This is a genomic window from Pseudoalteromonas sp. RW-H-Ap-1 (assembly GCF_048318575.1).
Classification (GTDB): domain Bacteria; phylum Pseudomonadota; class Gammaproteobacteria; order Enterobacterales; family Alteromonadaceae; genus Pseudoalteromonas.
The window spans coordinates 1,891,050-1,910,599 of the sequence record NZ_CP166996.1; the positions used below are offsets into that span (position 1 = coordinate 1,891,050).

Below are 19,550 nucleotides of genomic sequence, written 5' to 3' on the forward strand. Positions count from 1 at the left end.
TTCATAGATCACCTCTTCCGTTTGCTCCTAACTTAAAATCTACTTTTTCTAGAGCTTGTAGCGATAACTCTGCATACCGTAGCTGCCAATATCTATTTGCTAATTTTTCTATATATTCATCATCAAGCTTTATGGTTTCTGCTTTTGGATAAAAGCAATATGAGCACCTCTCCATTACTTTAGGAAAGGCAAACTTACAATTTATACACAATTTTGCTTGTTTATGACCGTTTGCATGAAGCTCTAATACTGAGTTAACTAACTGGTTTGAGCGTGCCTGTTTTATTTTTAATATATTGTTGTAATCCATATTATCTCCTATGCCATTAAATCCATTGCATACCAGTCGTTGTCGCTAATTGCTGTTGCTTCACCGCTCAATACTAATCTAGCTAAATCAAGATCACCAATTACGTCAGCATGACCTTTTTTAAATTTTGTTGAATTTGGTAAAGAACGGCCATCAACCGAGGCGAACTGACTTGCTAAATCGTATTGTTCGCGTGCGGCCTGGTAGTGTTTTTCTGTTACTTGTATTTTAATAGCTGCTTTTGGCTGTTCTAAATCCAATTTTTCAAAACTATAAAGGTCTAACCCTCTTGTGAAATATACTCGGCCGTTACTGATCACTGTATCGCCATTTTCAAGCGATGAAATCTGCGTCTCTGTAAATGAGTAGAACATATTATTGCATTGAGTTGGTGCGCTATCACTAGATAAGATTGCATCGTTTTGGGCTTCGTTATGCGCCATTGATTCAATAGACTGGCGTCGCAGCTCTTTAATTTGCGCTTTATCATCCCAAATCTGTAGAACACCATCTTGCACTACGTAAGTTTGCCCATTTACAGCGATCCTCTTACCGCTATTTAGATCCTTTTTAACCTCTTCAATATCTTTTTTGTCACACCCCACCATATCAAGTATTAACTCGGCGCTAGAGCCCACGGCTATAGGCGTACAGTTATTACCACTAGACCAAGATAGGTCGGCTGCGCCGACGTTGGTGCTAGCCTTAGCTGCGAGTTTTTCTGCTGTACCTTTGAGTTGTCTTGTCCATTCGATAAGGCGGGTTTTTAAGCTGGTTGCATCCGTTACGTTATGTACGTTGTTAAACAAACGTGTAAGCATGGCTTTGTAATCAATGTTGGTTACAACACCTTTAATGCGGCGCACTACTTCGGCGTAGTCGTTGCCCATGGGGGTATCTTCGTACATTGATTTAAAGTTAGCGGCTCGGCCAATACACATACCGCCCTGTAGTTTTACGTAGTCTTTCCAGTTGGCGTTATCTGCCGCGTAACGAATAGGCTCTATAATTTCGTCTTTAATTGGTTTGCCTTTTGGCATACGGCGAAGCTCTCGCCAAACCGTAACGCTTGGCGAACCTTGAAATTGAAACTGGCGAATATTCCATGTACTTGCCCAGGCTAAAACGGGGTTAGCTTGCTCTTGCAGGTTTTCGCCTGTGTCGGCGTCAACATGATCGGTCAGCATGTAGCCATCAATATTTTTACTGATGTATTTAGCAATGTATGCTGCTGCACTGCCCTTGCTTTTATCAAGTTTGACAGCGTCAAAGCGTGGGCTAAAAGTACGGTAAAATTTGGTCGGCGCTTTATGGTTTTTCGCCTTAAACTTTTTAGGTTCTCTTTTTTCAACCTTGGCTTTTTCGGCCTCTTCTTTATTGCGTTGTATGGCTACTTCGTTGGCTTTCTTTTTAGCAAAGCCCCATTCGCTGCGCTTTTGTTTATAGATTTTAAATAACTTGGTTTTCTCAGTGCCTGCATGGTATTTAACGCAGGCTTCTACTGTTTTAATGTGCGTACCATGGGTGTTTATATCTACAAATTTATTAAATACTTTGGCGCGGGTAAGCTCGGGGCCATAACGATCGTAAAGCTCGTTTTTGTCTTCTTGAATAAAGTACCAACGCAAAATAGCGTTGATTTCTTGAAGTTTGTTTTTTGGCATGAATAGCATCATGTGCCAGTGCGGGCATCCGTCGGCATGTGGTTCAACTACTCGCACACCAAAGTACTTAAGTTCACGGCGGTTTAACTTTGAACGCGCACGTGCCCATGTGGTAGTTAAATAGTTTTGTGCATCTTTAGGGGTTGAACCGTCCCACGTACTTGCATTGGCATGAAAACGCGCAGGGCATGTAATGGTGTAAAACATAGCAACATAGCCCATTTCATCGGCTAGCTCTTCAGTTTCACGTATTCGTAGCATTAACTCATTACGGCGGTTTGCGGGGTTTGCCATGCCGCTTTTTACGGCTTCAATTAAGTTAATTACATCGCCGTCGCTGCTTTGTAGTTCCATCATTTCAAGGAACTGGCGACCACTGGCTTGGGCAAAGCTAAATTCTCGTTGAGCTTGTTTTGATGAATACGGGCTAATACCACGGCGTTTAGGTTTCTGGCTTTTTTTGTCGTAGTAAAGGTCTTTACCCACTTGGCCGGTGGCAATTTCTAGTAATTCTAAAAACTGTTTACGTAGAGTTTTTAATTGTCGAGCCCACCATTTATCGCATTGCAGTTTAAGTAAAGCAATTTCAAAACAGGCTTGCGGCAAGTCGTCTTCGCGCATGTCGTAAAATGGCACGTTGACGCCAAATTGTTTGGCATACCCTGCAACCCCTTCGTAGGTAAGGCGTACTATTTTTTCATACGGTAAATGCTGGTTTTGTTCACTTACATCAAGTGCTTTTTCAAGGCACTCTAATGCAAGGGTGCCTGCATGCTTTTTAGTTTTTTCAACACTACTTAGAATATGCCATGGCAATGGCATATTGTGAGTAATACTGAGTAGTACACCAAAACGGGGTTTTAACCGCGCAATGGTACGGCGCATCCATGTATTAGCGCGGAACTGGCTCCCCGCTTTTTTTCGGTGTAACGATCAATGTATTTACGGGCCATGCGACTTTGCAGCGACACAGGCACCTTTTCCAAGTTGCTAGCAAGGTAATTAAAGTCGTCAATATCAGTAATAGACGAAATTAAGCCCTTAGCTATGCTTGATAGGTTAAGGGCGTCAAGGTCGAGCGGGATTGGATTAGCCACGTCGCTACAGCTCTATTTCCATTGGCTCGTCACCAGTTTGTACGGCATTTAATGCAATGCTCATTAGGCTGTATGCTCGTTCAAAATTAACATCATCATCAGCAATCAGTTTTACGATTGGTAGCAAGTCGGTTAGCGTGTCTTCGCACTGTATTAGCATGTGTACGGTGCTACGTTTGTTTAAAAGACGGATAGTAAAATTGGCTTGCTCAATAGCGTGTTCAACAATATTCAGTATTAACTGTTTTTTAGATAGATCTTGGTCTTTGATAGTGGTCATTTTTAGTATTCCTTTGGGGGTTGTTGGTTGTTATTTCACAACGCCAAGCGCTGAGAATATTTTGCGGAACTCGTCGGTTCTATCGCCAAGGTAGGTAATGAAGCAGCCTTTTGGTGCGCCTTTTTTTACATTGCCTTGTGGGTCGTTAAAATGTGTGCGTCCATCAATAAAGCAGCTTAAACCTGCGTTTAATAACTTTTGGCACCATGATTCTGAGCTATTAACAAAGGTGATGTTCATTGCTTCTTTAAAGTGACCTAGCGCAAATTGCTCTAAGTAGTAGTCAACCCAATCACCGTTGCTGGCTATGTCTTCGGTTATGCAGTGGCCGCGATACTTATGGTAGCTCGGGTCGTTACATATTTTTTTAACGCACTTTGGTTTGCATGCCAGCTCGCCTTTATTAAATGGGTGATTTAACCAAACTGTTTCGCCTATCCAATTTTGTGTTAATGCATCATCTTCTTTAGTGAAGTAATGCGCCGCTTTTACTGACTTATTGGCAATGGCATTACTTGCAGGATCTAAATCAATAACCGGAAACATCTGGTGCACATACTGTAAAACCTTATCAGGCGTGTAAAACTCAACATTGCCACTGTCTTGATTGATTAACTGGTCGGGAGTCATGGCCGCTCCTTAGTGTGCTTGTGAATCAGTTTTTAACTGTTCAACTAAGTGCGGAACAACATCAAACTTAGGCGGGGTTCTTTCAAAATTTTCGCGACCAAGCACGTTGGCTTCAGTAAAAGCAGCAACAATGTCTTGCAGTGCTAAAATGCCTTTGCGCACTGCTTCACGCTCTTGAAAATTAAACTGATAAAAGCTCATTTCTATATGTCGCTGTTTAAGCCCTGCAGCAATACACACTATTTTGCGTTGCTTAGCAGTTAAAACGGCATTAAACACATAACCTGGTGTGCGCGTTCTATCGCTCATTAATGCTTTTATTTCAGCTAAGCCTTTTGGTATGTGGCGCCCTTCTACTGCTTTTAATGGCGCAGGTTGTGCGTTATTGGTTTGTTTAACTAATGCATTTGCCATGGTTTGCTCCTAGTTATTTACTTGCTGTTGGTGCTTTGTTCTAAACGCTATTAGCTCGTTTATGCGGTAATAATTACTCTTGCCAAACTGAACTGGCTTTGGAAAGCCATCTAGCTTATTGAGTTTCCAAAACTTAGCGTGAGCACAGCCCATTACTTCCATGGCTTCACGGGTATTTACTAGGCGGTCTTTTTGTTCTTCAAGCTCAGCGCGTAGCTGGTTGTTTTCTTGCAGTAACGCAAACAACACCGCTTTTGCCTCTGGGTGAATATCTAATAAGATGATTTGTTGTTCAGTGCTCATGCTGCATCTTCCTTGTTTGCTTTTTGGTGATCGGCCAGTAAATCGTTTACCGATACTTCACCGTTGGTTAGTTCAGAAATACGGGGGATGTATTTCGCTGGGGCTTGGCCGTGTCTATTTACCCAATTCCAAACAGCGGTTTGTTGAGTACCTAAAAGTCGAGCTAACTTTGTTTGCCCACCAATTAGGCCTACTGCTTTTTCAATAGATGACATAAAAACCTCGATTAAGATTACTTTAAGTAATCTTAAGATCCCTAAAAGTTATTGTCAATTCATTTTATTACTTTAGGTAATCAATAAAACCCCTATAAGTAATTTGACTGAGATAACTTAAAGTTGTGATAATCTTCCTAACAGATTACTTATAGTTATTAAATTAATTAAAAGGATTAATATGGATATTGCAAAAAGAGTAAAGGAACGTCGTAAAGTGCTAGGATTAACTCAATACCAACTTGCGGATTTAGTTGGAACTGCACAAACTTCTATTCAAAAAATAGAGCGTGGTGATACTAAAAACCCACGTAATATTGAGGCTTTAGCTCGAGCATTAGAATGCACGCCTGAGTTTTTACAGTTTGGTATCGCTGACAACAAAAACATCAACAGCAACGTATCACCAGGGCCAACTATTAAAGCCACCGCCCCACTAATTAGCTGGGTGCAAGCAGGTGCATGGTCTGAAATAACAGAAATTAAAGCTTATGATGCAGAACGTTTTATGTGCCCTGTTAATTGCAGTGATCTTACGTTTGTATTAAAAGTGCAAGGCATTAGCATGGAGCCAAAGTTTGATGAAGGTGATTTAATTTTTGTAGACCCTGAAGCCGAGTGCATCCACGGTTCCTACGTAGTAGCCCGCCTAGACGACGACAACCAAGCCACGTTTAAACAACTAATAATCGAAGGTGGCCACAAATTCCTAAAAGCCGTCAACCCCAACTGGCCAGAGCAATTAATCCCAATTAATGGCAATTGCACATTGGTTGGAAAAGTTATTTTTACGGGTAAGTCGCTTTAAATAAAACGAGTAAGAACTCATTAATAATATTCAAAACTAAAAATCTAATTCACAACAACAGTTATAAGGAAGTTTCATGAGTGTTAATGTACCTAAAGTATTTATTTCATATTCCCATGACACACAAGCCCATAAAAAATGGGTTCTAGAGTTAGCTCAACGTTTGCGTAATGCTGGTGTTGATGCAATCTTAGATCAATTTCGCGTAGGCCTTGGTGATGACCTGGGCGGCTTTATGGAAACAAGTGTCGCTGAGTCTGACCGTATTATTATGGTATGTACTGACAATTACGTCAGTAAAGCTAACAGCGGTTTGGGCGGGGTTGGATATGAGAAAATGATTATGACTGCTGAATATATGACTAATATTGATAGCAATAAAGTCATTCCTCTGATTCGTCAAAACGGCACTCATAATACACCTACATTTGTACAAACTCGTGCGCATATCAATTTTTCTCGCGAAGATGAATATGAATTACAATTTGACAACCTTTTACGTGAGATTCATCAAGCTCCTTTATTTAAAGAACCACCTGTTGGTAATAATCCATTTGAATCAGTAGTTGAGAAACCTGCAGAAAGTGTATCAGACAAAAAAATGGAACTGCTTAAAGAGATGATTAAAATTTATAATCAAGGAACTGATTATTTGTACTTTGAAGATCTTGCTCGTATGCTTGGTTGCTCAAAAATCTTTTCTGAAATATACATATCTGATCTGAAGGAAAATGGATTTATTCAGAGCACATTTCGTAACGTAATGGGTAGTATCGTCCAAGTTTACTCTGTAACTGATAAGGCTAAGTTAAATGCAATTGAACAGGGTTGGATTACGGAATAGATTATAATTACAAGAAGCCCGCTAAATGCGGGCTTTATATTGTTTGTAATTTAATTGGATTTCGTAACTTTTATTGAGCCATTCAACTCACCCGTAATGCTTTTAGCTGAGCCAGCAACCATGGGTAACCTTACATCTTCAACCTTGATATTGAGCTTTTTAGCTATTGCATTACTTAACTTGGCTTCGTCCTCTAAATCTAGATAGCCTTTACTACCTTGGTATGTGCTTTTTAGTGCTTCCCATTGTCTTAGTACTTTTATTTGCAACGCAGGCACTTGAGCATCACTAGCAAGTATACTCCACTTATTGCCATTACAATCTTTACCACTCGTTCCACATCCATCTGGGGCGTAATCAGCCATTGCAAGCACATTACCAGTACCATAAGCAAAATCTGCCACTTCCAAAATCGCATCGGCAAAATCGGCATTGGTTTTACTTTGCAAATCTAGCGCGGCTTGCTTTACCACTGCCGCACGCTCTTCTTTTGTTGTTGCATCTGGTGCAAACACATAAACACCTACACGTTTACGACCGTTAAAACTGAAATCTCGCTCACCAACTACTTTGTAGGTTATTGTTTTGGTAACTTCAACTGATGTACTACTCGCGTCACCACCAATTATTGCAGCAACTATAAATATAATAATACCCGCTATATTCCCAGACTTTTGGGTTATATCATTATATTGCTTACCTTTTTCTTCTGCTTTTTGTTTGTTAGTGTTATTAATTTTGTTTAGCATAGGCGGTATTGTAAGACCTACTGCAAATACACAAATAAATCCGGCTAAAAACTCACCTTTTTCAAAATACATACCTACTGAAAAAACAGATAGTACACCCAAAGCCCAACCTATTATATTAACCATGTTATTCCTTTTATTTTCCATAACGTTGCGATTGAATAGGTTAAGTTATCGTTCAGTTTTCAACAAGCTGGGTATTTATACAGCTAATGCTATACTGCATAAAATTTTTGATATAATTCAGCTGAGTAAAACAATATGAAAAAACTCACAATAGGCATTTGTATAGCCGCGTCTATCGCTGCATTGACAGCTATTAGTATATTTATCTCTCATTTTGGATTCGGGTTCGCATCTAACATTGGTAATTGGGGTGCGGTTGGCGACTTTTTTGGTGGTGTACTAAACCCTATGTTCGCCCTATTCAGCCTAATTTTAATTGCCCATACTTTAATGCAAAATAAACAAGCGCTAGAGCAAAGTGAAAAGGCCATAGAACAAGGCATCAAAGCAATAGAACAAAATGAAAGAGCGCTTCAAGTGAGTAATAGAGAGTTAGAACTTACCCGTAACGAACTCACTAATTCATCAAAAGCTTTAGAGGAACAAGCAAGCTTATTGGCGGTGCAAAGCTTTGAGACTACGTTTTTTAATATGTTGGAATTACATAGTAAGAACCTCAATAGAATCAAGCTTTCAAAATCTGAAATTATCCAAACAATTGCTGATCTATATAGCCATAATATAAATTATAATAAAACAAAAAATCATGAAGGCGCTGAGGCTGTAAACGTATTAATCAAAATTATCAATAGCCCACCGGAAGATGCACTAAAAAATGAGAAAGTAGAGGTAGCACAAAGTTTATCGACTTTTTCGCATATTTATCCAATCCATGGTCATTTACTATCAACTTACTTTATTCACTTATACCAAATGCTAAAACTGATTAACGATACTCAGTTTAGTTATCAATACAAAAAGAACTACAGCAATATTTTAAGGTCGCAATTAACAAACCAAGAACTTTCTTTACTTATACTTAATTGTTTGCGTGTAGGTACGGACGATGGGGAATTTAGAAAACTTGTAATTGAATTTGAAGTTTTAGAACACTTAGATATTTGCTACCTTGAAGTGCAAAATAGGTTCAGGGTTAATAATCCTAAAATTGACTTTACAATTGATAACATTGAAAGGTTTATAAAATTTGATGAGAACAACAAGCTCGTAAAGTCTGCGTTCGGTAAAAATAGAAAAATGAATGAGTATTTTGAAAGAAAGCACTTCTTAAGAGATTAAAATTATAGCCCGCACCTTCCGGGCTTTAAATTAATCAAAAGGATACATTAGCTTTAGAAAAGGCTCCCCTTTCACAATCACTTTTGTTCTATCTAATTTATTAAGCTCATTGGTATTTATGTTTAATAAATTAGCTTCAACTAAAAACACCGCCCTTTGGTTTTGCTTATCCACACTCAAAACTTTAACTTTAGCGAATGTTTCTACCTGTTTTGACCGAACAAGCGCTTCACCCTCTACGTCACCAAATACAGAAAAGTTAGGGTTATTTTTTGAGTTTGATACAAGCTCAACACCCTGCTTTATATCTTTCTTTTTTATAGCAAACGCATGAAAGTCGTTGTCATTTTTACCAAACGAGACAACGACAGACTTATCAGAACCGGGCAACAAATTAAACGAATCGACACTTATATACAGTATCCTCTGCTGAAAATCATAAATGTGGGAATAAATTATTAACGCTACAAGTATTATAGAGAAAAATATTTTCATAGGAGTAGCTCTTTTTAGCCTAGGACTTATACTACATAGATTATTGCACATAGGAAAATAAGCATAAAAAAGCCCGTACTAAACGGGCTCACAGTTTTGTTTTTTTAGTTCTAGCTAAATGTGCCTTTTGCTTAATAGCGTTTATTCTATTGAGTACTGAATCGGGTATTTTTTTAACATTTCCCACTCTTATATCTTCATCTAATAAACCTAAAAATTGCGATGTGGTTTTCATGAGCTTATCTTCCGGGTTATTCATTCTACCTAACACAAATATACATTGTGATAAGTCGCTCTGCAGGATTATCAATAAGGATATTAAATCCATTATTTTGATATAATGCTACTAGCTTTTCAGCTTTTTCACACTCTAATATTATTACCCTGCCACCCACAAGTTGGTTTGCTTTATCTATAATTGTGTAGGCTTCTTCGAGAATATACGGTAAGTTTATTTGATTATCTGCTACTGAATCATTTTTACCTATCTGACCTATAAGGTAAGCATTTACACGTTCACTATTTTTACAAATTCCGTCAAGCTTTTTCCGCAGACCTTTACTTATTTTAGTTTCGTTATTTTGATTCAGTGAGACTTCTTTGATAGACAATGAAAAATAGGCAAGTATTTGGCCGCTACCATCATCCAATATTAAATAGGTGCGTGATTTAGACGCATTTTCGAGGCGAATAGCTTTATTCTGATCATTTAGGAATGCTTCAACATCTGTGTTTTTTGTACTACAAAAACTAGAAAGGAGTTGATGTAGTTGGGGTGCATCAAACTCCTTTATTAGCTCTGAGAGCTGGACAATCGTTGTCTTAATAACGCAATTCCTTTTACCCTATCTGCCTCATGGTTACGGTTATTAGTTGTAACTTTATGGGCTTTTTTGCAGTTTTCTTTAAACGCTTGGATTGCGTTTTGGTCTGTTACTACAAAGTTTTTTTCAAATGACGTGGTAGCCATAACAAGCTCCTTAATGCCGTTTTGATAACCTTTTTTGCTGTGTGCATAATTTTGCATGCACTGTAATATAATAAAGCTATTGACGGTTATGTCAATAATTATGTATGCATCCATACATTTGCGTATTCTGTTGTATTATTTCTTTTGCAACTCTGTTTTTATTGCTTCATCTATTAATCCACAATATAGCTCGTACCCTTCTGACTGTTCTTTTATCCAATCATGTTTGTTATATACAGCCATTACTCCACGCATTGTGTGGCCTAACATTTTTTCGGTCACATGCGGCGCTACACCGTTTTCACTCAGTAATGTAGATAAAGAACGGCGTGCATCGTGCGGTAGAAACTTGGGCATTTTGTATTTTTCAAACAAGTGATCCCACATTCGACAGCAATAACGATTAATGCTATGGGTAGTCATTGGTTTATGCGGGTTACTGCCAGGTATTAAATAACCGTTACGGCCATAGACCATAGCAAGAGTATCTAAGATGTTTTTTACCTTGATTGATATTGGCCGGCGGATTGCTTTATTTGTTTTGGAGTTTTCTGGCGGTACCGTCCAAATGTTATTATCAAAGTCAAAATGTTCCCACTTGGCTAAACGAACCTCTGATTGCCTTGCGCCTGTTATATAAATTAACTGCAAACATGCTTTGGTTGCTGGCGTAGCTTTTGAGCTTTCGATTTGAATCCATAACTTTGCAATTTCATCAAAGCGCATCACTCGCTGCCCTACTGATGCTTGCTCTCCTACATCATTTATATTTAGAGTTAGTACGGGGTTAAATGGTTTTACTTCACCACGCTTTTCAGCCCAGCCAATAATCGACTTGATACGTACCAATATAGTACCGGCTGTTTTAGCACTGCCTAATTTTTTTACGTCATCAAAGTAGGTTATCCAATCTTTAATGGTCATTAAATCAATTGGCATATTTTTATCATCTAGGATTGGCACAATCCATTTGCCAACTTGGTTTTTGTATAGCGTTTGTGTTTTTTCTTTTAGATCAGGTACTTTTTTAGCTAACCACTTTGCTGCAACATCTGCCATTGTAGGTAAACCTTTGGCATTGTTTCGCATGAGTTTAAGTTCGAGGCGTGGGTCTTTGTCTTGGCTTATCCAGTTTTGAAAATGAGGTATGTAGTCTTGCGCTTCTTTTATGCTGAGCCCTGGATAACGGCCAAGCGATATTATCACTTGTTTACCACCTACACGACAACGATATTGCCATGTGATTACGCCTTTAGCTGACACCCTTACACTTAAACTATCTCTATGCGATAATACGCAGGGTGTTTGATTTTTACCTAGCAGCTTTCTTAATTTAGTGTCACTGATTGCCATTTAATATTTTATACACACTTAGCGAAAATTTTATACACTATTTTATACACACAATGCAGATATTACAACGCACTCAAAAATATAACAACAAACATAAAAGAAAGTAAAACCCGCATAAATAAAGGGCCAAGAGAGAGAATGAGCGAACCAACATACTACGAAAACCAAGCAACAATCTACTGGCACGACTACGAGACCTGGGGGCAAGCCCACAAAAAGATAAGCCGAGTCAGTTTGCCGGTGTTCGCACCGATCTTGATTTAAATATAATTGGCGAGCCGCTTATTGAGTACTGTAAGCCGCAAGCGGATTATTTACCGCATCCTGAAGCGTGTTTAATTACCGGTATTACTCCACAAGTGGCGATGCAAAAAGGCTTAGTTGAGGCTGAGTTTATAGCTAAAATTCATGCAGAATTTAGCGTACCCAATACCTGTGTAGCTGGTTATAACAGTATTCGCTTTGATGATGAAGTAAGCCGATATAGCTTTTATCGTAACTTTTACGACCCGTACGAACGTGAATATAAAAACAATAACAGCCGTTGGGATATTATAGATCTAGTACGTGCCTGCTATGCACTGCGCCCTGAAGGCATTGAGTGGCCATTAAAAGAAGATGGCAGCCCTAGCTTTAAGCTTGAGCATTTAACCGTCGCTAATGGTATTGAACATGCCGCTGCGCACGACGCATTAAGTGATGTAACCGCCACCATTGCACTGGCAAAGCTAATTAAAGAGAAGCAGCCTAAACTGTACCAATTCTTTTTTAGTCTTCGCGGTAAAAAAGCACTCGCTGAAATGGTTGATGTGTTTAATATGACCCCATTAGTGCACACCTCGTCTCGTATTCCAGCAACACAAGGTTGTACCACTTGGGTAGCACCTATGAGTTTTCACCCGGTAAATAAAAACGCGGTTATTTGTTTTGATTTAACCCAAAACCCACAGGTATTACTTGATTTAAATGTGGAAGAATTACGTAAACGCTTATACACCAAACGTATAGATTTAGCGGAAGGTGATTTACCGGTAGGTTTAAAATTGGTGCATTTAAACAAGTGCCCTATTTTAGCGCCAGCTAAAACACTACTGCCTGAAAACGCTGCTCGCTTGGGTATTGACCGTGAACAATGCTTGGCTAATTTAGCCATTTTAAAAGCCAATACCGAGCTACGTGATAAAGTCACTGAAGTATTTAATGAGCAAGGCGATTACAGCGCGACCACAAATGTGGATTATTTACTTTATGATGGCTTTACTAGCCATGCTGATAAAGCAAAATTTGCGATTATTCGTGATGCAAAACCTGAAGACTTAGCAAGCTTAAAACTTGAATTTGAAGATCCTAAATTTAATACTTTACTGTTTAGGTACCGCGCCCGAAATTGGCCGCAAACGCTCAACCAGCAAGAGCTTGATCAATGGCGCCAATATTGCCAAAGCAAGTTAATGCATGGCGAAGATCAGCCATCAATCAGCGCACAAGATTTTATGATCACCCTTGAAAACCTAGCGCATGAACATGATGACAGCGAAAAAAATCTTACAATTTTAAAAGCTTTATATAACTACGCGCAAAGTATGTAATTTGCTGTAGTTTATATAATACATAAAAACGCGACCCTTTAGCAAAAAAGTGTCGCGTTTTTTGTTACTAGGTAAAAAACCAAAAAAACTATCTCAACAAAAGAAGTGCATGAGAAAACATAAAACCAACATTCATTTTTTATGTTTAGCACTTCCTCTAAAAGCGCAGCGTTTCTTATCATCTTTATGAATAATTTACTTTTACCAATTACATTACTTTTTATGCAGTGCTTCTATGCGCGCTAATAAGCTTGAAGTATCATATCTGCCGCCACCTAAGGCTTGTACATCAGCGTAATATTGATCAACCGTTGCGGTCATTGGCAGAGTTGCACCGTTATTTTTAGCTTCATCTAGGGCAATACCTAAGTCTTTACGCATCCAATCTACGGCAAACCCAAATTCGTACTCGCCTGCCCACATTGTTTTGTAGCGGTTTTCCATTTGCCACGAACCGGCTGCGCCTTTAGAAATGGTTTCTATTACTTTTTCGCCATCAAGGCCTGCTTGATTAGCAAAATGTAAGCCCTCAGCTAACCCTTGCACCACACCAGCAATACAAATTTGATTAACCATTTTACATAATTGCCCTGAGCCCGCTTCGCCTAAAAGCTGACTAAAACGGCTAAATGCCGCCATGATAGGTTGTGCTTTAGCAAATACCGCTTCGTTGCCACCGGCCATCACGGTTAATACCCCATTTTCGGCACCAGCTTGGCCGCCCGATACTGGCGCATCAATAAAGTCGATATGCTGTAAAGCCGCTTTTGCAGCTACTTCACGTGCCACTTCTGCTGAGGTAGTTGTGTGGTCGATTAAAGTTGTGTTTTCGTGCATGCCCGCTAGCACACCGTCATTACCGTATACTACTGAACGTAAATCGTCGTCATTACCTACACACATAAATACCATGTCGGCACCATTTGCGGCTTCACGCGGGGTAGGTGCAAAGCTGCCGTTAAAATCTTCGACCCATTTTTGTGCTTTAGCTACCGTGCGGTTATAAACACATACGCTGTGCCCTGCTTTTGCTAAATGCCCCGCCATTGGGTAACCCATTACGCCTAAACCTATAAATGCAATTTTAACTGACATAAAAATGACCTATTTAACTGATAACTTAGAAACATAAGCTCGATTATGTCAATCGGCCGCTAAAAAAGCGAATGAAAGTCTTTTAAAATTTCCCGCATAAGGAAATTAGGTAGGTAACCTATGGATAGCATTTATCAATTTAACGCACAACTTTGTAATAATAGTGATTTTCCTTTGAGCCAGTTAAAAGGAAAAACGGTTCTTATCGTAAATACAGCAAGCAAATGTCATTTTTCGGCGCAATTATGTGCGCTTGAAAAGCTATACCAACAATACAAAAACGATGGGTTTACTATTTTAGCCTTTCCATGCAATCAGTTTGATAAAAACGAACCATTAGAGGGGATAGCAATAAAAGATTACTATCAAAAGCACTTTGCAATTAATTTTGAAGTATTTGACAAGGTCATGGTGAATGGCCCCGATACGCACCCCTTGTTTAGTTATTTAAAATCACATACGCGTGGAATTGCACAAAACCGTGCAATAAAGTGGAACTTCACTAAATTTTTAATTAATGCGCAAGGACAACTAATTGCGCGCTATGCGCCGCGTACTAAACCGGAGTCACTTCATAGTGTAATTAGAAGTAGTTTAGGGTCAACACCGATTATAAAAACAGCAAACACTCGTTTTGGTTAGGCATCTATAATAAAAATGGTTTATGGTAGATGTAACTAGGCTTGGTTTTCACCTAGCCGACTAAGTTAGTAGGATAGTAATAAATGAAAATTGCTTTTTTTAGTGCTCAAAAATACGAGCGCCCTTTTTTCGAACAAAGCTTAACTGGCTTTTCTAACATCGCTATTACCTATTTTGAGCAAAGTTTATCGATGCACACTGCGGTTTTAGCTAAAGAATTTGATGCTGTATGCGTATTTGTTAACGATTCGGTAGATAAAGCGGTTATTGAGCAACTGGCTAAATTTGGGGTTAACACCATTTTGCTGCGTTGTGCGGGTTTTAATAATGTAGATTTAGCCGCTGCTAAACAGCATGGTATGCGTGTTCTGCGCGTTCCGGCTTACAGCCCTGAGGCAGTCGCAGAGCATTGTATTGCACTTATGCTTACACTTAGCCGTAAAACCCATAAAGCTTATAACCGCGTACGTGAAGACAATTTTGACTTGAACGGCTTACTTGGCTTTAACTTGCATAATAAAACGGTGGGTATTATTGGCTGCGGTAAAATTGGCCAAGCATTGTGTAATATATTAACCGGTTTTGGCGCTCACATTTTAGTATGCGATCCTAATGCACAAGCTGGTAATTACACAATTACTGATTTAAACACCCTGCTTACACAAAGCGATATCATTTCTTTGCATTGCCCGTTAAACGAGCACACCCATCATTTAATAGACGATGACGCATTTGCAGCGATGAAAACAGGAGTTATGCTAATAAACACCTCGCGCGGTGCATTGGTTAATAGTAAAGCGTGTATTAAGGCACTTAAATCACAAAAACTAGGTTATTTAGGGCTTGATGTGTACGAGCAAGAATCAGAGCTGTTTTTTAAAAACCACAGTGACGATATAAACCAAGACGATATTTTCTCTCGCTTGGTGAGCTTTAAAAATGTATTGATCACCGGCCATCAAGGCTTTTTTACTCAAGAAGCGCTTACAGAAATTGCCAATATCACCTTACAAAATGCATTTGAGGTTACTCAAGGAAATAGCTTAACAAACGAAGTGCTATAGCGCGGCTAAACAAAAAGCAAAAAAGCGAACAAAATATAGTGTTCGCTTTTTTTGTTATCAATAACAGATTAGTTATTATTGCGTTCTAGCCAAACGCAACGTTTGCAAATACTAAGGTCATTAGCACTGGGCAGACAAATCGAATGTACTGAGCAAACCAATAATGTGCACCAGAACTTGCTTGATGAAGCTTATTACCACGCTGCCATAACCAGCCTACTGTAACAAAGTAAAATAGTCCCATCAGCGGTAGTTGGTATTGGGTAAATACCATAATAACCAAACCAAATAGCCAATCAAAATTAACAATAATAGTACTGGCACAAACAAATACAATGGCGCTAACGGCCCATGTAGCTTTGGTTCTATCAACACTGTGGTTTTCTACTAAGAAAGCCACCGGAATTTCAGTCGATGAAATGGTTGATGTAACTGAGGCAATCGACATCAACACAAAAAATAGTAAGCCAACCAATAAACCAATTTCACCCATAGTGCCAAATAACTCAGGTAATATGGCAAAAATAAGTTGCCCTTCACCAATTAATTTGCCGTTGCTAAATACTTCAACGCCATTGAACTGTGCTACATATATAGCCGGTATAATTAATAGCCCAGCTAAAAATGCCACGCTGGTGTCGAGTAAGGCAACACTTGCAGTCAATTTTGGTAAGTTAGCGCCGGGCTTTAAATAAGAGCCATAAATCATCATACAGCCTACACCCAGTGATAATGAGAAAAACGCTTGCCCCATTGCGGCAATAATTAAATCGGGGTCGAGTATTTTACTAAAGTCAGGCACTAAATAGGCCGCAAATCCTTCGCTGGCACCCTCTAAGGTAGCAATGTAAGCAATTAGGCCAACTAGTAAAACAAGTAATAATGGCATTAAACGGCGCGACCAGGTTTCAATTCCTGATTTAACCCCTTTTAAAATAATACTGGCGGTTAAAATAAGCATCAGCGGCGTAAATATAAAATTACGTAGCATAGAGTCGCTATGTAAAAACTCACTCAAGCTCTGCATACCTAAAAAGGTGGTTATAGGCTCTATGGCGTAAGAAAGCATCCAACCTGCCACTATTGAATAAAAACTTAACATGACTATTGCGCCTGCTAAGCCTATATAACCTGCAGCAGCGCCAACTTTAGGCGCATGGTCCTGCCATGCTTGGCCTAGCGCTTTAACCGGATTAGCTTGGGCTTTGTAGCCTAAATACAGCTCGGTGTATAACGCGGGAAGCGCTAGCAAAAAAATAACAATAAAGTACACCAATAAAAATGCGCCGCCACCATGATTAGCAGCCTGTGTAGGAAAACCCCATATATTGCCTAAACCTACCGCAGCACCGGCTGCTGCCAATACAAAACCAAGTCGACTTTGAAAACCATCACGCACTTGTGTCATACACCTACAAATCTGTTATTATTTTATCGAATGTGAATTAAACCATATTTAAGGGCGACTGAGTAATAAAAATGTACTTAGCGCACATAACAGCAAACAACCGCTCACAAACTATCCAGCTTATGACGATAACTATGTAATCGGTATTCACTTTTAACGAGCAATAATGAGTTCAGCTTACTTCGACAATCAGTTATTACAAACACCGCTTGCTGAGAATAATAACCACACCATTTTATTATTTGATGCCAGCCAATTGCAGGTTGATGAGCTAACACTTACACAGTTTTTAAGCCCGTTTGAATTAAGTGTCATCGCGCGTCGTAAAACGCCCCAAGCAAAGCAAGAATATGTAGCAACGCGGCTGTTACTAAAATATTTAGTCAAAAGTGTATTACCTAGCAGCAGTAATATAGCGCTGAGCAACATCAGCTCTGAATTTAATCAACAAACCAGTAAGCTTGAGCTAAATATAAATAATAACCAGATGTATAGTTGCTGTGTGTCACACTCTCATGGTTTGGTAGGCGTGGCGCTAAATATCAATAATTCGCTATTTGGTTTTGATATAGAAAAAATCAGTTTAAAACGGCCATTTGAAAAACTCGCAAAGCACTTTTATGATGCTGCAGAAGTGGCACTTATAACTAAGCAACCGTACACAGCTTCTAAAGCGGCGACATTTTTTAGACTTTGGACGTTAAAAGAAGCATTAGCAAAAGCAACCAGCCGCCCTATTGCCCAGCTATTAAACCCTAATGTATTTTGTGAGCTTGGCAACACGCAATTAAGTGCAACCAGCACCACATTAACAAATGATGTAAACGAGCAATTTGATATAAGCGTTGTGGCAAAAAAAGCACCGACTGGCGATGCTCATTTATCTCATTTTCAGCGTTAAGCAGCCAGCTCGCCTTCAAGTAGTCGGCTATGAATAGCTTGAACCACAGCATCAGACTCACTTTGCTCAACTAAAAAGCACAGGTTGTGTTTACTCGCACCATGGCAAATAAGACGAATGTTAAATTCGCTCAACACCTGCATTAAATTCATTTCGTGCTGACGCAATACAATTTCAGACCCAATAAGTGCCACTAGGGTTAAATTGTTCTCAACTGATACATGGCAAAACTCAGCAAGTTTATCTAAGCATTCTTGATCTAGCTCTGGACGTGATGCATTAGGCGCATTATCAAGGGTAATTGCTACACTAATTTCAGATGTGGTAACCAAATCTACCGAAATATTACATTCACTTAAAATAGTAAAAATGCGAGCTAAAAAACCACTCGCTAATAGCATTTCAGGGCTTTTTAAGGTCAGTAGTATTTGGTTTTTACGTTGCGTGACCGCACGAATACCAGGTAGCTGCGATTTTTCTCGCTCAATCCAAGTGCCCCCACGCTCTGGCTCTGTGCTTGAGCCAACAAACACATTTATATGACTGCGACTGGCTGGCAAAATTGTAGCTGGATGCAGCACTTTAGCGCCAAAAGTGGCCATTTCTGCCGCTTCATCAAAGCTTAAACGCGCAATAGGTGTCGCTTTAGCACACAAACGCGGATCGGTACTAAAAATCCCCACTACGTCAGTCCAAATATGCACACTTTTAGCGTTGATTGCTTCAGCTAACAAGGCGGCACTGTAATCAGAGCCACCGCGACCCAATGTGGTGGTTACATTGTTTTCATCACTGCCAATAAAGCCCTGAGTAACAATAACCGTGTTCTCTAGTAAAGGAATTAAATGCTCTTTAGCTGCAAGCGCTGTGGCGGCTACATTAGGCGTGGCTTTACCAAATTGGCTATCGGTTTTAAGCACCTGGCGAACATCAAAACGCTGCGAATTTAAGCCCTTTAAGCGCAATACTTGAGTAAATAAATACGACGATAAACGCTCGCCAAAGCTGAGTAGCTCATCGTGTTGCTGCTCTGTTGTCAGTATCTGATGTGCCAGAGTTTGAAATTCATCGAGGGTGTTATTAAAACCAAGCGCTAAATCATTATCTAGAGTCAGCTCACTTAAAATTGACTGTTGAATAGCAAGTACACCGTCAATATGCTGTTGACGTTCAGCGGCATCAATATCCGCTTTACAAAGTGCCACCAAGTGATTAGTTACACCGGCGCTGGCGCTCACTGCAACAATTCGAACGCTGTTATCGTTTACAATGATTTCGCTACAACGGCTCATGGCCTCAAAATTAGCCACGCTGGTGCCACCAAATTTGGCAACAATGTAATCTGATTTTGTGCTCTGTAAACCTTGTGGCACTGATTGGGTAGTCATTTCGTCTCCTTTCGCGGCATCCAAAC

General features: G+C 39.5%; 22 protein-coding genes and 2 pseudogenes. 7 read left to right on the forward strand and 17 right to left on the reverse strand.

Features of this window, described 5'->3' with window-relative positions:
- Nucleotide 1: 1 nt before the first annotated feature.
- From AB8618_RS08945 to AB8618_RS08980, 8 genes are read right to left on the reverse strand one after another with little or no spacing between them, the layout of a single operon-like run.
- Nucleotides 2-310: a hypothetical protein gene (locus tag AB8618_RS08945; RefSeq protein ID WP_409423290.1), complete on the reverse strand. Its 309-nt coding sequence runs from the start codon at nucleotides 308-310 to the stop codon at nucleotides 2-4.
- 8 nt (nucleotides 311-318) lie between these two features.
- Nucleotides 319-2,859, reverse strand: coding sequence for a replication endonuclease (locus tag AB8618_RS08950; RefSeq protein WP_409423291.1), 2,541 nt, complete (start codon nucleotides 2,857-2,859; stop codon nucleotides 319-321).
- On the reverse strand, nucleotides 2,835-3,071 hold the full coding sequence (locus AB8618_RS08955; RefSeq protein ID WP_409423292.1) for a hypothetical protein: 237 nt from the start codon (nucleotides 3,069-3,071) through the stop codon (nucleotides 2,835-2,837). The genes AB8618_RS08950 and AB8618_RS08955 overlap by 25 nt, the downstream gene beginning before the upstream one ends.
- Before the next feature lie 4 nt (nucleotides 3,072-3,075).
- Nucleotides 3,076-3,351 carry a hypothetical protein gene (locus tag AB8618_RS08960; protein ID WP_409423293.1) on the reverse strand — a complete coding sequence of 92 codons (276 nt, stop codon included), beginning with the start codon at nucleotides 3,349-3,351 and terminating at the stop codon, nucleotides 3,076-3,078.
- Between the two features lie 30 nt (nucleotides 3,352-3,381).
- Nucleotides 3,382-3,981 (reverse strand): DNA N-6-adenine-methyltransferase, encoded by a 600-nt coding sequence (locus tag AB8618_RS08965; RefSeq protein ID WP_409423294.1) that lies wholly within the window; start codon nucleotides 3,979-3,981, stop codon nucleotides 3,382-3,384.
- A 9-nt stretch (nucleotides 3,982-3,990) separates the two neighbouring features.
- On the reverse strand, nucleotides 3,991-4,395 hold the full coding sequence (locus AB8618_RS08970; RefSeq protein ID WP_409423295.1) for a hypothetical protein: 405 nt from the start codon (nucleotides 4,393-4,395) through the stop codon (nucleotides 3,991-3,993).
- Between the two features lie 9 nt (nucleotides 4,396-4,404).
- A complete protein-coding gene (locus AB8618_RS08975; protein ID WP_409423296.1) occupies nucleotides 4,405-4,698 on the reverse strand; it encodes a helix-turn-helix transcriptional regulator in 294 nt (97 codons plus the stop codon).
- A complete protein-coding gene (locus AB8618_RS08980; protein ID WP_409423297.1) occupies nucleotides 4,695-4,913 on the reverse strand; it encodes a YdaS family helix-turn-helix protein in 219 nt (72 codons plus the stop codon). Before AB8618_RS08980 ends, AB8618_RS08975 begins: the two co-directional genes overlap by 4 nt.
- 181 nt (nucleotides 4,914-5,094) lie before the next feature.
- Between AB8618_RS08980 and AB8618_RS08985 the strand changes: the two genes are divergently transcribed.
- Entirely contained in the window at nucleotides 5,095-5,721 is a 627-nt protein-coding gene (locus AB8618_RS08985; RefSeq protein WP_409423298.1) for a LexA family protein, read from the forward strand.
- A 76-nt stretch (nucleotides 5,722-5,797) separates the two neighbouring features.
- A complete protein-coding gene (locus AB8618_RS08990; protein ID WP_409423299.1) occupies nucleotides 5,798-6,565 on the forward strand; it encodes a toll/interleukin-1 receptor domain-containing protein in 768 nt (255 codons plus the stop codon).
- 50 nt (nucleotides 6,566-6,615) lie between these two features.
- On the opposite strand, the gene AB8618_RS08995 is transcribed toward AB8618_RS08990, so the two are convergent.
- Nucleotides 6,616-7,440 carry a hypothetical protein gene (locus AB8618_RS08995; protein WP_409423300.1) on the reverse strand — a complete coding sequence of 275 codons (825 nt, stop codon included), beginning with the start codon at nucleotides 7,438-7,440 and terminating at the stop codon, nucleotides 6,616-6,618.
- A 135-nt stretch (nucleotides 7,441-7,575) separates the two neighbouring features.
- Here AB8618_RS08995 and AB8618_RS09000 point away from each other — a divergent pair, with 135 nt between their 5' ends.
- Entirely contained in the window at nucleotides 7,576-8,619 is a 1,044-nt protein-coding gene (locus tag AB8618_RS09000; protein ID WP_409423301.1) for a putative phage abortive infection protein, read from the forward strand.
- 30 nt (nucleotides 8,620-8,649) lie between these two features.
- Here the strand turns inward: AB8618_RS09000 and AB8618_RS09005 are convergent, their stop codons facing one another.
- The 5 genes from AB8618_RS09005 to AB8618_RS09025 form a co-directional block, all read right to left on the reverse strand.
- A complete protein-coding gene (locus tag AB8618_RS09005) occupies nucleotides 8,650-9,114 on the reverse strand; it encodes a hypothetical protein (RefSeq protein ID WP_409423302.1) in 465 nt (154 codons plus the stop codon).
- Between the two features lie 88 nt (nucleotides 9,115-9,202).
- Complete coding sequence (locus AB8618_RS09010) at nucleotides 9,203-9,349, reverse strand: hypothetical protein (RefSeq protein WP_409423303.1); 147 nt, start codon at nucleotides 9,347-9,349, stop codon at nucleotides 9,203-9,205.
- Nucleotides 9,350-9,374: 25 nt separating this feature from the next.
- Nucleotides 9,375-9,764, reverse strand: a complete 390-nt coding sequence (locus AB8618_RS09015) for an acetyltransferase (RefSeq protein ID WP_409423304.1) — start codon at nucleotides 9,762-9,764, stop codon at nucleotides 9,375-9,377.
- Nucleotides 9,765-9,907: 143 nt separating this feature from the next.
- Complete coding sequence (locus tag AB8618_RS09020) at nucleotides 9,908-10,198, reverse strand: hypothetical protein (RefSeq protein WP_413402317.1); 291 nt, start codon at nucleotides 10,196-10,198, stop codon at nucleotides 9,908-9,910.
- Between the two features lie 21 nt (nucleotides 10,199-10,219).
- A complete protein-coding gene (locus AB8618_RS09025; protein WP_409423306.1) occupies nucleotides 10,220-11,437 on the reverse strand; it encodes a tyrosine-type recombinase/integrase in 1,218 nt (405 codons plus the stop codon).
- 138 nt (nucleotides 11,438-11,575) lie between these two features.
- On the opposite strand from AB8618_RS09025, the pseudogene sbcB reads away from it, so the two are divergent.
- A pseudogene (gene sbcB / locus AB8618_RS09030) lies at nucleotides 11,576-13,026 on the forward strand (exodeoxyribonuclease I).
- Nucleotides 13,027-13,239: 213 nt separating this feature from the next.
- Here the strand turns inward: sbcB and AB8618_RS09035 are convergent.
- Nucleotides 13,240-14,121, reverse strand: coding sequence for an NAD(P)-dependent oxidoreductase (locus AB8618_RS09035; protein ID WP_413402320.1), 882 nt, complete (start codon nucleotides 14,119-14,121; stop codon nucleotides 13,240-13,242).
- A gap of 120 nt (nucleotides 14,122-14,241) precedes the next feature.
- Here AB8618_RS09035 and AB8618_RS09040 point away from each other — a divergent pair, with 120 nt between their 5' ends.
- Both AB8618_RS09040 and AB8618_RS09045 read left to right on the forward strand, forming a co-directional pair.
- Nucleotides 14,242-14,763, forward strand: a complete 522-nt coding sequence (locus AB8618_RS09040; protein ID WP_413402322.1) for a glutathione peroxidase — start codon at nucleotides 14,242-14,244, stop codon at nucleotides 14,761-14,763.
- A gap of 83 nt (nucleotides 14,764-14,846) precedes the next feature.
- Nucleotides 14,847-15,827: a 2-hydroxyacid dehydrogenase gene (locus tag AB8618_RS09045; RefSeq protein ID WP_413402324.1), complete on the forward strand. Its 981-nt coding sequence runs from the start codon at nucleotides 14,847-14,849 to the stop codon at nucleotides 15,825-15,827.
- Nucleotides 15,828-15,912: 85 nt separating this feature from the next.
- On the opposite strand, the gene AB8618_RS09050 is transcribed toward AB8618_RS09045, so the two are convergent.
- A complete protein-coding gene (locus AB8618_RS09050; RefSeq protein ID WP_413402326.1) occupies nucleotides 15,913-17,235 on the reverse strand; it encodes a sodium-dependent transporter in 1,323 nt (440 codons plus the stop codon).
- Between the two features lie 166 nt (nucleotides 17,236-17,401).
- Between AB8618_RS09050 and AB8618_RS09055 the strand changes: the two are divergent.
- Nucleotides 17,402-18,159: pseudogene (locus AB8618_RS09055) on the forward strand (4'-phosphopantetheinyl transferase family protein).
- Here the strand turns inward: AB8618_RS09055 and lysC are convergent.
- On the reverse strand, nucleotides 18,133-19,524 hold the full coding sequence (gene lysC / locus AB8618_RS09060; RefSeq protein ID WP_413402330.1) for a lysine-sensitive aspartokinase 3: 1,392 nt from the start codon (nucleotides 19,522-19,524) through the stop codon (nucleotides 18,133-18,135). The pseudogene AB8618_RS09055 and the gene lysC overlap by 27 nt on opposite strands.
- Nucleotides 19,525-19,550 lie beyond the last annotated feature (26 nt).

Excerpts from the sequence above, each read along its gene's own strand:
- AB8618_RS08945 (WP_409423290.1), bottom strand. The coding sequence starts at position 310 with ATGGATTACAACAATATATTAAAAATAAAACAGGCACGCTCAAACCAG.
- AB8618_RS08950 (WP_409423291.1), bottom strand. The coding sequence starts at position 2,859 with ATGCGCCGTACCATTGCGCGGTTAAAACCCCGTTTTGGTGTACTACTC.
- AB8618_RS08960 (WP_409423293.1), bottom strand. The coding sequence starts at position 3,351 with ATGACCACTATCAAAGACCAAGATCTATCTAAAAAACAGTTAATACTG.
- AB8618_RS08965 (WP_409423294.1), bottom strand. The coding sequence starts at position 3,981 with ATGACTCCCGACCAGTTAATCAATCAAGACAGTGGCAATGTTGAGTTT.
- AB8618_RS08970 (WP_409423295.1), bottom strand. The coding sequence starts at position 4,395 with ATGGCAAATGCATTAGTTAAACAAACCAATAACGCACAACCTGCGCCA.
- AB8618_RS08975 (WP_409423296.1), bottom strand. The coding sequence starts at position 4,698 with ATGAGCACTGAACAACAAATCATCTTATTAGATATTCACCCAGAGGCA.
- AB8618_RS08980 (WP_409423297.1), bottom strand. The coding sequence starts at position 4,913 with ATGTCATCTATTGAAAAAGCAGTAGGCCTAATTGGTGGGCAAACAAAG.
- AB8618_RS08985 (WP_409423298.1), top strand. The coding sequence starts at position 5,095 with ATGGATATTGCAAAAAGAGTAAAGGAACGTCGTAAAGTGCTAGGATTA.
- AB8618_RS08990 (WP_409423299.1), top strand. The coding sequence starts at position 5,798 with ATGAGTGTTAATGTACCTAAAGTATTTATTTCATATTCCCATGACACA.
- AB8618_RS08995 (WP_409423300.1), bottom strand. The coding sequence starts at position 7,440 with ATGGTTAATATAATAGGTTGGGCTTTGGGTGTACTATCTGTTTTTTCA.
- AB8618_RS09000 (WP_409423301.1), top strand. The coding sequence starts at position 7,576 with ATGAAAAAACTCACAATAGGCATTTGTATAGCCGCGTCTATCGCTGCA.
- AB8618_RS09005 (WP_409423302.1), bottom strand. The coding sequence starts at position 9,114 with ATGAAAATATTTTTCTCTATAATACTTGTAGCGTTAATAATTTATTCC.
- AB8618_RS09010 (WP_409423303.1), bottom strand. The coding sequence starts at position 9,349 with ATGAAAACCACATCGCAATTTTTAGGTTTATTAGATGAAGATATAAGA.
- AB8618_RS09020 (WP_413402317.1), bottom strand. The coding sequence starts at position 10,198 with ATGGATGCATACATAATTATTGACATAACCGTCAATAGCTTTATTATA.
- AB8618_RS09025 (WP_409423306.1), bottom strand. The coding sequence starts at position 11,437 with ATGGCAATCAGTGACACTAAATTAAGAAAGCTGCTAGGTAAAAATCAA.
- AB8618_RS09035 (WP_413402320.1), bottom strand. The coding sequence starts at position 14,121 with ATGTCAGTTAAAATTGCATTTATAGGTTTAGGCGTAATGGGTTACCCA.
- AB8618_RS09040 (WP_413402322.1), top strand. The coding sequence starts at position 14,242 with ATGGATAGCATTTATCAATTTAACGCACAACTTTGTAATAATAGTGAT.
- AB8618_RS09045 (WP_413402324.1), top strand. The coding sequence starts at position 14,847 with ATGAAAATTGCTTTTTTTAGTGCTCAAAAATACGAGCGCCCTTTTTTC.
- AB8618_RS09050 (WP_413402326.1), bottom strand. The coding sequence starts at position 17,235 with ATGACACAAGTGCGTGATGGTTTTCAAAGTCGACTTGGTTTTGTATTG.
- lysC (WP_413402330.1), bottom strand. The coding sequence starts at position 19,524 with ATGACTACCCAATCAGTGCCACAAGGTTTACAGAGCACAAAATCAGAT.